This is a genomic window from Sphingobacterium sp. UDSM-2020, from assembly GCF_016132525.1.
Classification (GTDB): Bacteria; Bacteroidota; Bacteroidia; order Sphingobacteriales; family Sphingobacteriaceae; genus Sphingobacterium; species Sphingobacterium anhuiense.
Window position 1 is genome coordinate 5,083,073 of sequence record NZ_CP066166.1, and the last position, 16,116, is coordinate 5,099,188.

General features: G+C 35.0%; 10 protein-coding genes. 6 read left to right on the top strand and 4 right to left on the bottom strand.

Annotated elements, in window-relative coordinates; translation table 11 throughout:
- Window positions 1-135 precede the first annotated feature (135 nt).
- From JAZ75_RS21470 to JAZ75_RS21480, 3 genes are all read left to right on the top strand, one after another.
- Complete coding sequence (locus tag JAZ75_RS21470) at window positions 136-531, top strand: hypothetical protein (RefSeq protein WP_208698357.1); 396 nt, start codon at window positions 136-138, stop codon at window positions 529-531.
- 275 nt (window positions 532-806) lie between these two features.
- The gene (locus JAZ75_RS21475; protein ID WP_208698359.1) at window positions 807-1,388 is read left to right on the top strand and encodes a hypothetical protein; all 582 of its coding nucleotides are present in this window, start codon (window positions 807-809) and stop codon (window positions 1,386-1,388) included.
- 461 nt (window positions 1,389-1,849) lie between these two features.
- A complete protein-coding gene (locus JAZ75_RS21480; RefSeq protein ID WP_208698361.1) occupies window positions 1,850-2,074 on the top strand; it encodes a hypothetical protein in 225 nt (74 codons plus the stop codon).
- 120 nt (window positions 2,075-2,194) lie between these two features.
- Here the strand turns inward: JAZ75_RS21480 and JAZ75_RS21485 are convergent, their stop codons facing one another.
- From JAZ75_RS21485 to JAZ75_RS21500, 4 genes are all read right to left on the bottom strand, one after another.
- Complete coding sequence (locus JAZ75_RS21485; RefSeq protein ID WP_208698363.1) at window positions 2,195-3,439, bottom strand: TlpA family protein disulfide reductase; 1,245 nt, start codon at window positions 3,437-3,439, stop codon at window positions 2,195-2,197.
- An 18-nt stretch (window positions 3,440-3,457) separates the two neighbouring features.
- The gene (locus JAZ75_RS21490; protein WP_208698365.1) at window positions 3,458-4,813 is read right to left on the bottom strand and encodes a RagB/SusD family nutrient uptake outer membrane protein; all 1,356 of its coding nucleotides are present in this window, start codon (window positions 4,811-4,813) and stop codon (window positions 3,458-3,460) included.
- A 19-nt stretch (window positions 4,814-4,832) separates the two neighbouring features.
- A complete protein-coding gene (locus JAZ75_RS21495; protein WP_208698367.1) occupies window positions 4,833-8,885 on the bottom strand; it encodes a SusC/RagA family TonB-linked outer membrane protein in 4,053 nt (1,350 codons plus the stop codon).
- Between the two features lie 114 nt (window positions 8,886-8,999).
- Window positions 9,000-9,692 carry a hypothetical protein gene (locus JAZ75_RS21500; RefSeq protein WP_208698369.1) on the bottom strand — a complete coding sequence of 231 codons (693 nt, stop codon included), beginning with the start codon at window positions 9,690-9,692 and terminating at the stop codon, window positions 9,000-9,002.
- Between the two features lie 954 nt (window positions 9,693-10,646).
- On the opposite strand from JAZ75_RS21500, the gene JAZ75_RS21505 reads away from it, so the two are divergent.
- The 3 genes from JAZ75_RS21505 to JAZ75_RS21515 all read left to right on the top strand — a co-directional run bounded on the left by JAZ75_RS21505 (window position 10,647) and on the right by JAZ75_RS21515 (window position 16,110).
- Window positions 10,647-11,240, top strand: coding sequence for a hypothetical protein (locus tag JAZ75_RS21505; RefSeq protein ID WP_208698371.1), 594 nt, complete (start codon window positions 10,647-10,649; stop codon window positions 11,238-11,240).
- A gap of 147 nt (window positions 11,241-11,387) precedes the next feature.
- The gene (locus tag JAZ75_RS21510) at window positions 11,388-12,935 is read left to right on the top strand and encodes an SIR2 family protein (RefSeq protein WP_208698373.1); all 1,548 of its coding nucleotides are present in this window, start codon (window positions 11,388-11,390) and stop codon (window positions 12,933-12,935) included.
- A 523-nt stretch (window positions 12,936-13,458) separates the two neighbouring features.
- On the top strand, window positions 13,459-16,110 hold the full coding sequence (locus JAZ75_RS21515) for a hypothetical protein (protein ID WP_208698375.1): 2,652 nt from the start codon (window positions 13,459-13,461) through the stop codon (window positions 16,108-16,110).
- Window positions 16,111-16,116: the final 6 nt, after the last annotated feature.

The following is a 16,116-nucleotide window of genomic DNA, read 5'->3' on the forward strand; positions in this document are numbered from 1 at the left end:
TACATAAATAGCATATCCGTAAACATTTTCACAATATACACTTTAGTGTATATTATGAAAATATCCCTTTAAATGCGCTTGGCGAGCACAACATTTGTCTTTTTATTTGTGGTTCATTAAATCATAAAAACCAAAATGAAAAAAAATTTCAACAATGCAGGCGTTGCTTCATTTCATATGGAATTATTTCTAATGAACATTAACGAGCGTCAAGACATCATTGATTTAGCAAGAAATGATCTTGCAAAGCTGCTTTTAGATTATTTCGACATGAGCCCAAGCCAGCAAGCATATATTGCGGCTATGACACCAGCTTTTAAATTGACGACCGGAAACGGTATTGCGGAAACCTGGGAGTCGGGCCAGTATATCCAATTCCAAAAAGATGCTAAGCCTCCGGGAGACCATTACAAAGATATGGTCGTCCTCGACCCTAATATGATCATTAATAGAACTGCTCAATCCAATCAAGAGCAATCTGTACCCATCCGCCTACCCATTTCCATCTGGATCAGATATCATCTGCAGTAGTTGCCCCGTTAAAGGAGGAATGTACCGATCGCAATTACTTCCTTTAATCTCCCAAAAAACCAATAAACTATGAATAATGATTGTTTTGAGCTGATTGGAATAGCCCCATCATCGACCGGATTTAAAAGTTCGGTCGGTACCGGGTTCCATAATAGAGATCAACCACGAGCATAACTAACCCATTTTTCTAACACACTACAGGTTGGCAGTCAACCGTCTTTGAAGAAAAATCTATTTTTCAAAGGCGATCAACTGTCTTTATAAATTTACTGATCATGAAAAGATTACAAGATTACTTTTCAGGTTATGTTGCATTACCCGAAGAAGTAATAAACTTTCTGTCCCAAAACGGTAAGATCAAGCATTATAAAAAAGAGGAGTATTACATCAGGGAAAACGATATAAAACATTCCTCAGCCTTTCTCCTTGAAGGATTGCTTTCTTACGAACTGTTAAATAAAAAAATGAAAATCCAGATTGAGCGTATCGGCACTGTCAATCAATATATTGAAGGCACAAAACATCTTTACAGTCGATCATCTGCAGAGGTCGCTATTCGATTTTTAGCGGATAGCACCGTATATGAAATCAACAATGAAATCCTCCAGGAAGGAATAGGCCGATATCCCGAACTGAATCATCTCAACCACATTTTGAAGCAACAGGCGCTCAATACGATAAAAGTATACATTCGCATTCCAAAATTAGACCGGGAAGAACGATTAGCATTTCTATATGCCAAGATCCCGGAGCTTATAGGGAAGTTAACGGTAGATCAGATGTGTAGCCTTTTAGGCTATACTGATCATCGTCAATACTATGCTGCTTTAAAATATTGGCACAATAAAGACCATTAGCAAATTAAAAGTCTGCGTTATAACACAAAGAGAAAAACCAAAGCTACTATAATTTTGAAATTCTTCAAGATTATTAAAACTCAGACAAATTGAAAGTCTGAGTTATAACACAAAGAGAAAAAGCAAAGCTGCTGTAGTTTTGAAATAGATTATTGGAGTCAGCGTATTACTAGGATCATAATTTAGGTTTAAAATAAAGGATATGGAAAAGAAATGGAATAAACAAAAATTTGCGGTATTTCCCCATGATAAAGGGTAGCATCGTTAAAGTCCTGCTGTTTATCTTTATGATAGATACACCCTCGAGGGTAACTCAGAAGGCCGAACCGCAGCATTGACAAATCTGCACCTCGCAACCAAGGATAAATCAATTTTTTCAGTTTATTATTAAAACGGGCAGTTCAAAACTTAAAAAAACTGTCTTCGATAATGAACGTTCATTACTACTAAAGAATACCAAAATGGCACTATTCCAATTAAACACTCCAAGTAACCCTACAAGTCCAGCGAGTTACACTCTTATTTCAGGCACTCCACCTTCTTGTTCTGGAGATCAACAGATCTGTACCATTGAAGCACCTGTAGGTGCAGGATCCAAACCGCAAATTGACAGACCTTTACTGGAGGAAATGGTCACAGCCTTAAATACACACACAAACAGCTCCAATGTTACATTAAAATCGTAATCTTGAAACTGTAGAGATTATTCATCTAATGCACTAATCTCTTTTATTATAGTAAGTTCAGTTATTAAAAAATAGCTGAACTTACTTATTAATAAACTAATCTATTAGAGGAAAGAAAACCTAATCTCCTTTCAGACTATCGTTACTTATTACCAGACATTCAACAGGAAATTCCTGTTCAGTTGCCACCAGACCATTCTTAGTAATAACTGCCTGAAAAGTTTTGAAATCAGATACTTTATCTGTGTCAACCAAATGACTTTTTTCAACACCTTTTAAAACAATTGGTGGAAATGTAGGGTTAGATATCTCAAGTAACATTGTCCATGTACCGATCTCTTCTAATTGATTCTTTTGATCCATTCCTGAACTTTCAACCTTATCTTTCCCATTACTCACTAACCAGACTGGAGTTACACGGTCTTCCAAGCGCACATTGAGTCCTAATTTATTATTAAGATCACGCATTATTCTGTTCATGATTTCATGTTCTTCCATTTCTAATGGCCAGGTAGATTCATAGCAAAATGCGTGACGTTGTGTCCATATTGCTTGTGGCACAGAGTCAGGAACTTGATAATCACCTTTATTATTGAGTTCAATAACAATTCGTTCTTTTTTCATTAACGGCAAAGTTCTCATTTTTGAAAGCGCATATAAAAATGCTGGTATTGCAGTAACATTTGTCATCTTATATTTAATCAATCCTTCAGACTCAAGCGTATCAATACTGTATTTCAATTTTGCTCCCTCCTTATATGGGCTTAAAGCTGAATAAATGGTACTTTCACTTCGATTATTTTTATCTTCGACATATTGATAATAATCATCTTTTAACGGCCAAGACCTTATATCTTTCCCCTCTAAAATTTCTCTAATATTTTTACCGGTTAACATATCACCAGCAGTTACTGCTTTTACTACACCCTTGTATATCCACACGATGTGCGGTACACCTTTATATGGGAAAAGCTTGGATAAAGCGACATCTTCATAGATAACCGGCAATTTATTGTCTTTAACAAAGTCATTTTTACTAAAAAACGATTGAACGATATTTCTCTTTTCCGTTGTTACAGGTAAAATCTGAATTTTTTCATTAAACACCCGCTGTAATTCATTATTCTTAGGCATTGCCGCGATACAGGATCCACAGTTAGTTGTAAAAAAGTCTAATATAATTAACTTATCTTCAAAATCTTTTATAGCAAATTGACCTTTTTTATAATTGATCGACTGTAGTATCTCCTTGTAATTATATTGTTCTCCAATTTTCATCCCCAGGCTTTGACCAAAGGCAAAGAGATTACTGAAACATATAAGAACAATGAAAACTCCTATTTTATTATTTCTATTATTTTCCATCTTGATTATCATTTTAAATTATCTTGGATTCTGTTCTAATTTGGACTGCCCCATAACCTTCAGGGGGATCAGGAATGTATATCTTAAATCATTTGGCAATAAGTCGTATTCTTGATCACCGATTTTACGAACAAGTGTTTTTTTATGAGCTGGCTCCAAATTAAGTCTTTTCAAGTCCGCCCATCGAATATTACGGAACAACAGCTGTTTTCTCCTTTCCTGAAGTGTAATACTTAAACCCGCTTCTTTACTATTTGCCAAAAAAGGAACAAATGTTCCCGCATCCCATCTCGTTACCATTAGTTCATTAAGTGCATGAAGACCATTTTCAAGTTCATTGTTCCGTATAGATGTTTCAGCTAAAATCAGATAAAGTTCATCTACAGCGATTCCACAAAAAGTTGCTCCATTGAGTTGACCATCATATCTACCTTTAAATGAATACGTACCATCTTCATTATCACCAAAAAATAATGTTTTCCGCAAATCATGATCACTATAGGATTTATAAAGGACCGAATCAATTTTAGCCATAGTAGGATATAAAGCATCGCTTACGTTGGTAGATGCATGGAAGATCACCTCAACATTAAAGCGTTCAAATGGTGTTGTACTATTATCCTGTAAATTATAATTCATTAAAGAATTATTATGCTCCAATGCTTTTTCAGCAGCTGTTTTTGCCAACATATATTCACCCATTTCTAAGTAAATACGCGCTAATAATCCTTGAGCAGCCCCTTTACTGGGACGAGTTTTAACAAATGCTGTTACTGGTAACAGTGCATACGATTCTATTGCATCATTTATGATCTGCTCATAAGTTTCGCGCAAACTGGATCTAACAACATGCTCATCAGCTCCTGGCTTCAATCGTAACGGCAACCCCAATAATCGGTCAGCGCTTTCCTTTTGATAAGTACCTGTGAAAACAGTAGTCAATTGCGATAAAGCATAAGCTCTAAAAAACAAAGCGCTCCCCTTTATCCTGTCATACTTAACAAGATCCCTTTCTCGGTTTATTTTATCGAGTACTTCCAATACCTGATTAGCAATCAGTATAATTTTATATGGACCTTGCCATTCCATATAATTGATGTCCACATTCTTATTCCATACATAAACATCCCTTTCCCAAAAACTATAGATAGATTCCCAATCCGATTTAACGAGATAGTAATCATCAGAAGCAATCTCAGCAGACACCGGATACATGCTGTTCATCGTCGCACGATCATCCAGTAAAGCATCACAATCCTCCAGAGAATTTGGAGTGGTCATTTTTTGATCAGGTTTGGCATCCAAAAACTTCCTGCAGGAGGCGAATGTGACCAGGATTAAAAATGTACATATGGTATATAATATTTTTTTCATAACTTTTTTCTTGATATAGTTAGATTCCGACTGTAGCACCTATAGAAATAGATAATGGTAGTGGTATTGCGTCTCTATACTCAGGATCAATACCCTTTTTATTAGCTCTCCAAAGGATAACATTCATATTTTTGACAAATGCATACATTGAAAAACTTTTCAGCTTTCTAAGTTTCCCGAACTGATATGACACATAAATATCCTGCAAACGAACATTATCTCCCCTTTCAACAAGTAGATCAGAGCTCTTATAAAAGTTCTTTCTATTGCTATCAAATGGATACTTGACAGCAGGTACATTCGTCCATTTCTCATCGCCAGGTTTTTGCCATCTCATAGCATAATCCTCATGTCCTACTCGATATTCGGCTACATCTACGTCAGAAAAACTATTTCTTAAAAAGTAGTGTCCCCATCTTGCCTGCATATTGACTTTGAGAGACAGTGCTCCATAATTAAATTCATTACCCAATGAACCATAAAAAACAGGTATACCTGGTCCGACATCACGGATATTATCCATAGAACCATATAAAATACTGCTGTAGTCCATGCTCTCTTTATTTTCATTATAACCAATTGGATTGCCTGTGTCATGATCAAGACCAGCAGTCCGAAAGGCAAATACACTTCCATAATCATGTCCTTGCTTCATGATAGAATTTACAGCACTTCCACTTAAGGCATAATCTGCCGGATAACTCCAGTCATAAAAATATTTAGCTACCTGTGTACGGTTACGGCTGAGCATAAACGTGCTATTCCATGAGAACTTACCGATGTTCAAGTTCAATGTATTCAAAGTAAGTTCAAAACCTTTTGCGACAAGCTCACCTCCGTTTTTGAGCATTGACTCGTAACCTGTTGTAGGATCAATCAATACACTGGTCAATAAATCCGTTGAACGACGACGGTACCATTCAAAAGACCCACTTACTCGATCCGATAACAACTTAAAATCAACACCTAGGTTTAATGTTCCAATTTTCTCCCATTTCAAAGAAGGATTCGAAGGACTTGTTATATTAGCAAAAGGAAGCCCCGTAATATTATCTGATCCACGGTGGTAGATAATTGGCAGGGCACTGCTACTTGTATTTGCACGACCTGAATAACCATAAGTTGCTCTTACCTTCAGATAGTTCAACCAGTCTATATTATAAAACTCTTCATCGTGTATCGACCATGCGCCCCCCACTGACCACAAGGGGTTCCATTTCTGATTTGATTTTACACCAAATAAATTCGATGCATCCTGCCGAAGACTTGCCGATAAAATATATTTTTTTGATAAAGTATAATTTAAGTTTCCGAAAAAAGAAAGATACCTGTTCAACAGACTTTGGGATGTTATCAGATCACTGATTTTCGATCCGCCTATTCTTTTGTTAAGAATAGGATTAATAGTAACATAATCCACCGGTATGTGGGTCAGATTATCGTGATTATATCCGTACATGCCATAAGAATTACTTCTGAAACTTCTTTGTCGGATTTCACTGCCAGCCATTAAATCCAGTCTATGTTTTTTTAACTGGTCTTCAAAAGAATAATCTGCCTGAAACCTTGCTGTATAACTCGAAGTATGATTAAACATCAGATTCATGCGATCACCGACAGGTACTGGACGTTTTAAAATTTTCTCATCATTCCACTGTGTATATAGATTGATCATATTCCTAGTAGAATACGTACCGATGCCACTCCAGTCCGAAATATCATTTTGTACAGATTGAAAAGCATATAGCGCCTGTAAATTTAACGATGGCAATAACTTATATTTAAGTGAAAAATTAAGAGATAGATCTTTGGGATTAGTTTTGCTGTAATTATCGTCCTGCTCTTTAATTGGGTTATAACTCCAATTTAACAAATTTCCGTTTCCCGCTGTATCCCGATAGCTTTTTCTATATACTGCAAGATCAATCGGAATCGGATTTCCATTATCATCCACTAATCTGAGATAAGGCCAAGCTCCTGCTCCACCGCCAGCATCTAGCGTCCCATAAGCAATTGGTGCACTTATACTATTGTCTGAAGTTTTGGTATGTGCGTATGCAACATCTGCCGTAAACTCAAGTTTTTCAACAGGTGAGGCTTTAATAGATGACCGTACTGTTGTACGCTTAACATAATTATTTCTAAACTGACCGTCATTATTATCCTGACCCACCGACATGGAGTAAGCTACTTTCTGGTTTCCACCAGATAGATGGAGCGCATACTGTCTATTAAAAGATCTGCGGTATACATATTTTTTATAGTCATCGCGCAGATCGTATCCCTTATATCTTAATATCTGCGCATCAGCTTCCGCTTGAGTAATCTGGTTCTGACGAACTGCATCCAACAATTCAACAACAGGACTTAAAGTTGGATAACTATTTTTATCCTTCAATTTGCGATCAAAATACCCCTTTCCAAAAAGAAAAGATTCATATTCAATAAAGTCGCTGCTGTTCATAAACGGTAAGGCATAAATGTCAGGCTTATCCATTACCGTAAAGTTAGAGTTGAACGATAACTTGAATGGTGCATTATAATTTCCTTTTTTCGTTGTTAAAACAATTACTCCTTCCCCAGCATTTATACCCCAAATGGATGCTGCGACAGCGTCTTTCAATATGGTGACACTTTCAATATCGTTAGGGTTGATGTCACGAATATCACCAGTATACACTACATTGTCTAATATGATGGTTGTTTCCCCTGCTCCTGACATAGTAGCGGGACCTCTGATATTAAAGTGATATTGAGGAGTATTAATGTAACTAGTCCGATCTGCAAACTGGAAATCTTTATCAAATCGAAGGCTGGCGCTAGCATTTTCCAAACGATCCAAAATTGTAGTTCCTACCCGTTGATTCAGTAACTTAATATCCACAAACTCAAAACTCCCAGTCGCTCTTTCTTTTGGTATTTTTTGGTATCCTGTAGACACAACCTCCACTTCGTCAAGTTGATTCTCCACAGCATATAGTTGTACATGCAATGATACGCCTGCAATATAATCCAGCTCTAGGGTTTTATAGCCGACAGAGGTGAACTTCACTTTGCCGCTACGCTGAGCGACAGCGATGCTGAAAGAACCATCTTTCTTGGTCGATGTCTTCACATTATCCGCTTCAACACGCACGGATACAGCCTGTAAAGGCTTCTTATCTACAGCAGAAATGACCGTACCCTGTAACACATTATTTTGCTTACTCTGAGCTTGTGCGGATACCGCTCCGAAAGTCATCAATAGCAGTAAAAAAAACACTGCTGAAAACGCTCTTTTTGGCATTCGACTCACAAAACCCGCTTTCACAACATCTCTAACACCTCCTTGCACTTGATTTGAAAAGCATTTTAAGCGATTAAACAGATTATTAATGCAAAACCACTCAGATGCCTGACAAAAGAAATTGGATCGCTTAAATCTTCTTATTTTAGATAAAGCACTCTTGTAGGAATGGTTAATCTGGCATGATATATCGATAAAGCTCCTGCGAAGCATTGATTGTCCCTCAACCAAGCTATTGGCTCCAGTAGCTCTTTGGTAACTCTTCAGTACATTCCCAGTACCTTTTTGGCACCTTTTCAGTAGGGCATTCGTGAATACTCCGTACACTGACCGTACATCAAAAACGATTTTAGCCGTCAAGAAAAAAACAAAATTTGTACTTTTTGCTTTTTTTTGTTCGACTTCTGTTCGACTGTTGTTCGAGTGCGCTTCGAGACGTGTTCGACACTCCTTCGAGTCTTGTTCGGGTGCTGTTCGACTGCGCTTCGACTGGCCTTCGACAACTTGCCGAACAGCAGTCGAAGAACTGCCGAAGGATTTCCGAACCTGTCCCGACTGTGGTACGACGCTGTCTCGAACGCTTGTCGAATCTTCTTCAAAGCCATATTGACTGATAAAACCAACATTAGTTGCTTGTGCAATATTATTTTCTAGTGTATTTTTAACACCAGAATACTCAGGGAATTCCGTATTCTTTCTGCTCAACAGCCCTCCCTCCCTTTCAGGCTTAAATAGTTTTCCGAGATAATCCCAGAACTTGACTATATATTGTATGGTTATATTCATTATTTTAATTTTTTGGACATAAAGCTCCCCTGCTCCATTTACTACCGAGGGAGACTTGATCGTGAAGCCTTTTTCCCTCGGCAGCATCCGGAGATCACAGGTAGTGAAACTTTACTAATACTTTTCTAAGATTAAATCTTGGTTTTCTTTTACCGTTCTTTTGGCTTTAATGATCATCATAAGCTGTTCCTCCCAGATCAGCTCAACAGACTCTCCTGCTATGTTCAATACCTTCCGACTATCTTTTACGATGGTCAATCTTTCTAAGGTCACTTCTATTCCAAAGTGCATATTGAGATCGTTCAGTATCCGTTGTCGGTACTCTTCCCTTTCTGTCCGTGCAGGTACTGCCAGTTCATAACAATATGAAGAGATACCCTCCTCTTTCTCTATAGGTATGAACTGCTCCTTATGCTCTCCCAACACCAGTATTTGGTTGATCGGAAAGTTAGCTGGCAGTCCCAAGGCAAAGAGATAAATCTCATAGACGGTCATATTGATCAGTGAGATCCGAAGTACATCGGTATTGTCATTGCGCACCACCATACTGAAAGAATCCGAAGGCTCTAACAAGCGGATCATGAGCGAGTAATAACGATGCTTCGGTCTTTCTTGCTTGACATACTTCATCGCCGATTGCGCGGAGCATTCGGAAATTGGTAACGACACATTTTTAAAGAATCGTTCGGGCAAAAGAGTGATCATAGTTTGCTTTTTAATAACTGGAACACGATTTTCGCGCAGATAAGAAGACATTTCTTCCCTTAGGGTTAGCGCATAGCTCTCCCAATAGCAAGTATTTTGCATTTTTTTTAGTTTAAATTGGTCCCCTTGAAACCGAACTATTTGGACATGGCTCGCGCTGTAAGGAAACCAGTTAAAAAAATATTAAATCAAGAAAATGCAATTTTACGTCGTCGTCAATTGGTTATATAATGGTCTTCATTATTGCATTATTTGGGTTAAAGAACAAGAACCGACTTTCCATTATTGATGTAATTCAATAAAACTTGATGACAATAATTTGCTTTATGACTAGAAAAGTGTAATTTTAAGTTGCAAAACGTTAAAATCCGATCCAATTTAGCCTATGCAAGCAATTGTATATCAAAATGAAAGTCGGTAACATAAGCCATAATAGTATGGGAACAAGCTAGTTTTAACCTTATTAGAACGTCATTTTTAATATTAAGTATGGTTGCTACCCCATGCTTTTACCAAAATGCGCCTTTTAGTTTTGGAACAAACTCTCCTATTCTATTTATACTTATGTTTTACTAAACGCCCTATTCTGGCGCACAGGATATGTTCTTTTTTAAAATGGAATGTGCGAACCGGAGACAATAATCCTGGATCATGCCGTTGGTGGTTCTTGTGGTGGTTTTGAATCGTATCATCATAATTATTTTTGGTTATGTCGAACGATGTGACTCGAGAAGCTTAAAGTAAGCTTAATTGGTAAAATACCAAATAGAGCGAAACTCAAAACTTCTGAACTGGTGCTGTCAAGAACCGCCACAACCAAAATTGTGGATCCACAGAAGATTTACATGAGCTTCGCTCTATTGAATTAATATCACAAAGATAATAAAATCCAATAGATAGCGAGCTCACGATCTACTCATGTGGAAATTGACAGCTTCGTTCATGAGTGACATCGTTAAGATGGAGTATTTCAACTTCATCAAATTAGTCGCTTATACTATAACAAAAGTAATAATAATAAATCGATAAAACAAAAAAATAAATAATCTAATTATCATGATGCTATCAGAAATAGTTACTAAGAACTTAGAAAAGCAGAGGACGCACTTAGGGCTTGAGCACTTTGATATAGACAAGTATTCCGATTTAGATGAAGGTACCTATCTAGGAATAATATCGGGTCAAATTGAATTAACTGTTAACACCCTGCACAGCATTGTTGAAAAAGTTTTTAATTCTAAAGTGAAAGAATATCTAAACCCAAAATTTAAAGCTAAACCTTATACTTCCCTCAAGCAAAACTTACAAAAAGTAATTCAAGAAAAGAATATAAAAATATCATACGGACCGCTCCCCTATTATCTCACTTTGATAATTTATCATTGTATAAATATTAACGAGGAGTTTTCTAATAAACTTTTTAAAGAAAATCTGCCAGAAATATTTAAGGAAAGAAACATAGAAATACATAAGTATACTCTAAGAAAAAATGTAGAAACACTTAATGGGGTAACAGAGGAAGGTACACACAAAAATTTTATAAAATTCATTTACAAATTCCCTCTAAGTGAAAAGCAAATTGAAAAAGCGAAAGAAAAAGTCAATCCAAAGTGGTATAAGGATTTTTCCGAAAGTATAATAAAAAAATAGCAACATAAAAAAAAGTGTCCCGTATTTTTATTGAGTTTATAACACCAATTGTTTCTGGAAAGGAAGATATAAACACAATTATTAAAACAAGAATATATTTTGAAATTTACCTTTTTAGAATTTATAATCACATTAGCTTAAGAAAATATGTTTTTAGAGATATTTAAAGAACACTTGGCGAAATTTTCAACTGCCCCATTCTTATTTGTTGGCTCTGGTTTCTCAAGACGATATATTGGCATGGAAACTTGGATAGAGCTACTTTCTTCAATACATCAACATTTGGATTTGAAGAAACCTTTCAGATTTTATACTTCAAATGCCGTTAATTTACCTGAAGTTGCCTCATTAATGGGAAATGAATTTAATGAAGTATGGTGGGTTGAGGAACCTTTCTCAGAGAGTCGAAAAATCTATCAAGACAATGCCACAAACAAGTATTCACCTCTAAAATTCGAAGTCTCAAAATATATTCAAGAAAAAGGCATTGAAATCAAGGATTTAATGGAGGAAATTGACCTACTAAAAGAAGTTCAAATAGATGGTATACTAACAACAAACTGGGATCTTTTATTAGAAAGTTTTTTCCCTGATTTCAAAAAAATTATTGGCCAAGAAGAGCTTATTTTTTCTGAAACCTTAAATGTAGCGGAAATTTACAAAATACATGGATGTGTTTCAAATCCAGAGTCCCTAATTTTAACGGCAGAAGATTACAAAGACTTCAATGAAAGAAATCAATATTTAGCAGCGAAGCTCCTAACTATTTTCATGGAGCATCCAATTGTTTTCCTCGGATACAGTTTAGATGATTTAAACGTACAGGAAATTTTTAAAAACATTATAGGCTGTTTAACACGCAATAATATCAATAAGCTAAAAGATCGGCTGATTTTCTGCCAATGGAGCTCAGAACAGAAAGAAACAACGATTCTAGACAGTACTTTAATGATTAACGGGACTGTCATTCCGATCAAGCTAATTGAATTCTCATCTTATGTTGAAATCTTTAAGGCTCTCGGAAATTTAAAAAAGAGAATACCTGTGAAGATTCTTAGACAAATGAAAGAAATGATTTATGAATTTGTAAAAGAAAATGAGCCCAAGTCAAACATTTATGTGGCCGATAGTTTGGACCAGCTTGATTCTTCCAATGTTGGATTTGTCTATGGTGTTGGTATAAAAGACAAACTCGGTGCTTTAGGAATAAAGGGCATTGATGCTAGATCCTTATTAAGAGATGTAATTGTTGAACAAAATTGGAATGCATTACAAATATGTGAGTTGTTATTACCGACCTTGAAGAATCAGTTCATTCCATATTTTAAGTATTTAAGAAATGCACAACTATTAGATGAGAAAGGTAACTTACAAAGTAGCACTCTGAATTTGCCTGAGGATTTTGTTAATAAAGTAAATTCAATTAAAATATCAACATTTTATCCTAATGGAACATACTTATTAAAAAAGGATGAAGTTAACGCAAAATATGGCTCTTTTAAGGCTCTTTTAGCTGGAGAACAAGATTTCGTACGTAAATTAATTCTCGCGCCATTACTTGATCCGGACAAGATTGATCTTAAAGAATTAAGAAGTTTTCTCAAATCGCATCTAGACAGTTTAGTTCATTCATATCACGGAACTCATTTCAGAAAATTAATATGTCTCTACGATTATTTAAGTTACAAAACATAAATGTAAAATTATATAATTAATTTGATTCTTAAACTTTATCAATAACGAAATATTTATTATGCCAGAATGCTATATACAAAATTACTACCTACGCGAAATAGTTAAATAAAAATTATTCAAGAACATGGTGATGATGAAACTCTATATTGTTGTGATTTAGTACAGGTGGTTAATACGATTTATTCAGAATACTCATTTAACAAATTCACATAAATAATGGTTGTAGTGCATAAACCACCTTCATAATAAAATGTAAATGAGAGTTGAATCCGTGGCTAGTTCTCCAGTGTCCTTATTATTCATAAGTACAACTACTTGATTTATGCAATCTATTACTTTTGACTTGACAACTTTAAAGTCAAATACTTTAGGACTATGGCTGGATTTCGTTTTTACGGCATTACGTCAGAAATAGCACTCAAAACACTTATTTGTAATATTGTGAACAATTTAAATTATTTTGCTGACTTTTAATGCATAACATTTTTTTTACGTACACTTAAATAAATTAAACTTCAAAAATATGGGCGGTCAACATGGAATTCGTGGATATTTACTTCAGGCAATAGTAACTGTACTAGAAAGCTTATCTAAAAAGGCAGAATGGAAGAATGTTACTCTTGAACCTTCAGATGAATCAGAAAAAGTGGATGTTCTCTGGGAGTATAACGATGGAACCAAAAAAGTGGTTCAAATCAAATCTTCACAAAATACAATCAATTATTCGGCTGCGAATTCTTGGGCTGAAGAATTAAAAGAACAAACAAGCGCAGATTGCTTTGAATTGATCTGCATTGGCCATGTTGATACCAAATTGAATAAAGCAAAAGATATTAATGGTGTCAAAATTACTGTAAAACCACTTGATTTTGAATCCCTTCAAAATAACTCTATAGTAAAACTAGATGAATTCTATGAAAGAAGTGGTCGTTCTAAAATTAGTAGTACAATAAAAGAGGTATTATTAAATAGTCTCAATTATAAACTTAGTAAAGAATCTATCTTCGGTAAAACTATCTCTGCCGAAGAATTTGACACAATATTACTTACGTGGCTTTCAGAAATCGAAAGCCATGTGAGTAAGAATCCATTCATTAAGTTTATGCCGTTTGAAGATGGTCAAGCTGAGTTATCTTTAAACCAAAAGATAACAACCAACTTCTTAAAATTAATAGGTTGGAGCAATTACACTGATAATCATATAATAACATTTTATGATCAAAAAACGCTTAGCGATAAAATTGCCACTGTAGATTACTACATTGCGCAGGAAAGTAAACTTAAGGATAATACTACTGACCATATTTTTTTCAATTCTATACAAGATTTCAAGTATCCAGAAACGACAAAAACTGAAATATTAAATTTTCTCACCTCCACTAATCAAGTTACTGAAGAATTTAAAAGAAACCGAAAAATATCCCCCACAAATAACAATAATATTTTTAATATTTTGTTCTGGATATCTACTGAAAATACAGATTTAAATATGGATTTTGCAGATGTTAATAGGGACTATTTTAGAAATGAACGTCTTCAACTAGATCAGCAATATTATTTTGTAGACAATGCCAGAGCTAACTTTATCATAAGTTCGATAGCAACAGCCAAAAATTACCGACCCGAACAAGTTGTCAAATTTATATATCCAATCACTGAATCCAATCTATCATATAATAAAATAGGAAAGAGGGGTATACAATTACCTCCAGAATATATAAATACTAATATCTTACCCATTATCAAGGAAGGTGATGGTAAAATAAGTGTTTTACTTTTTTGTGCAGATGCCTATGAGTACGAAAGCTTAAAAAAAATAATCTGGTTATTAATCGTGCTGACAAGTGGCATGGCTAATGAATATATAATTTATTTCCCTGATTTTGATGATCGTTACAAAGGAGAAGTTATAGAAGCTGTTAATTCATTTGAAAATGCGGATCTGATAGGCAAGATTAAAGTTTACAAGTCTTTACAAGTAGATACTCAAAATATCAGCCAAATGGATATTGACGTCGCAAAAGATTTAGCTAGTGATGTGAAAGCTATTGAAGAAAATAAAGAAATTCGTATAAACCCAATTTTTAGAGAACAACTACCTTATGGGGATTTGCTTAAGCCAATATTAAATACCGATCGCGTAAGTGCGCAAGATCTTAAGATTTTTCTTTCATTACGGGGTATCTTTGTTAAAAATGCAGATAAGAAGCAACTGATCGATTTGATGTCAAATTTATTATTTAGTCCACTCGAACTGATCAACTTTATAAATTTGATTAATGTTAAAGAAAAGCCGGTTACTAGTACTCCTATTATTATCACCTTAAATAGCAATGACTCTGTTAAAACACTTTTCAATTCGATTAAACCTGATTTCAGTAGAATTACGGAAGGATTACAAGCAAAACTAGATAATTCGGTAGAGTTCAATGAAGATCCTTCGGTTCCAGATATGTTTGTTTACACAGCATATGTTGAAAAAAAGGACATTACTAAGCATGTAGCAATTAATACCACTTGGGAACCCATAAAAATATCATATAAGAAAATTGATGATCACATCGTAGTAAACACCGTAGAAACCAATTCACGTGATGGAAAGGTAATTGCAAGACGTATCGTTGAATCGATTAAAGCTGAATTAATTGAGAAAAATCATATAAAAGAGGATACTGTACAACTTACATTTAACGACTTCTCTTCAAATCGTGAGCGTGTAAACTTTCTTCTCAGCTTTATAAATATTGACCATGCTAATTTATTCATTGACCAGGATATCAAGGGGCTAAAATTTATTTTCGATGAAACACAGGAAATCCCTGATTTATATAAGGACAAAACCGAAAAGGATTTAATAATACTATTTAGAGGTAAAAATTTGGTTGGATTGCGTGAGATTTCGGAGGACAATTTTAAAGATGTTATATTATTAGAAGAAATTTCAATCACCTATAAGTTTGAGGTTAAAGGTATTGTTGGATTTTATAATGTTAAATACAATTTCTCTGAAGCACTAAAATTCAAACCGATACAAGGAGACTTCAGATCTCAATCGTATCTTCATACAAATCACAGAATTAAACAGTTGCGGAACATTTCGACATTAGAGAAACAATTGACTCAAGAAGTTGAATCCCTTAAAGTTGAGAAATTAAGAAAATTTGGAAAAATATAGGTTAAC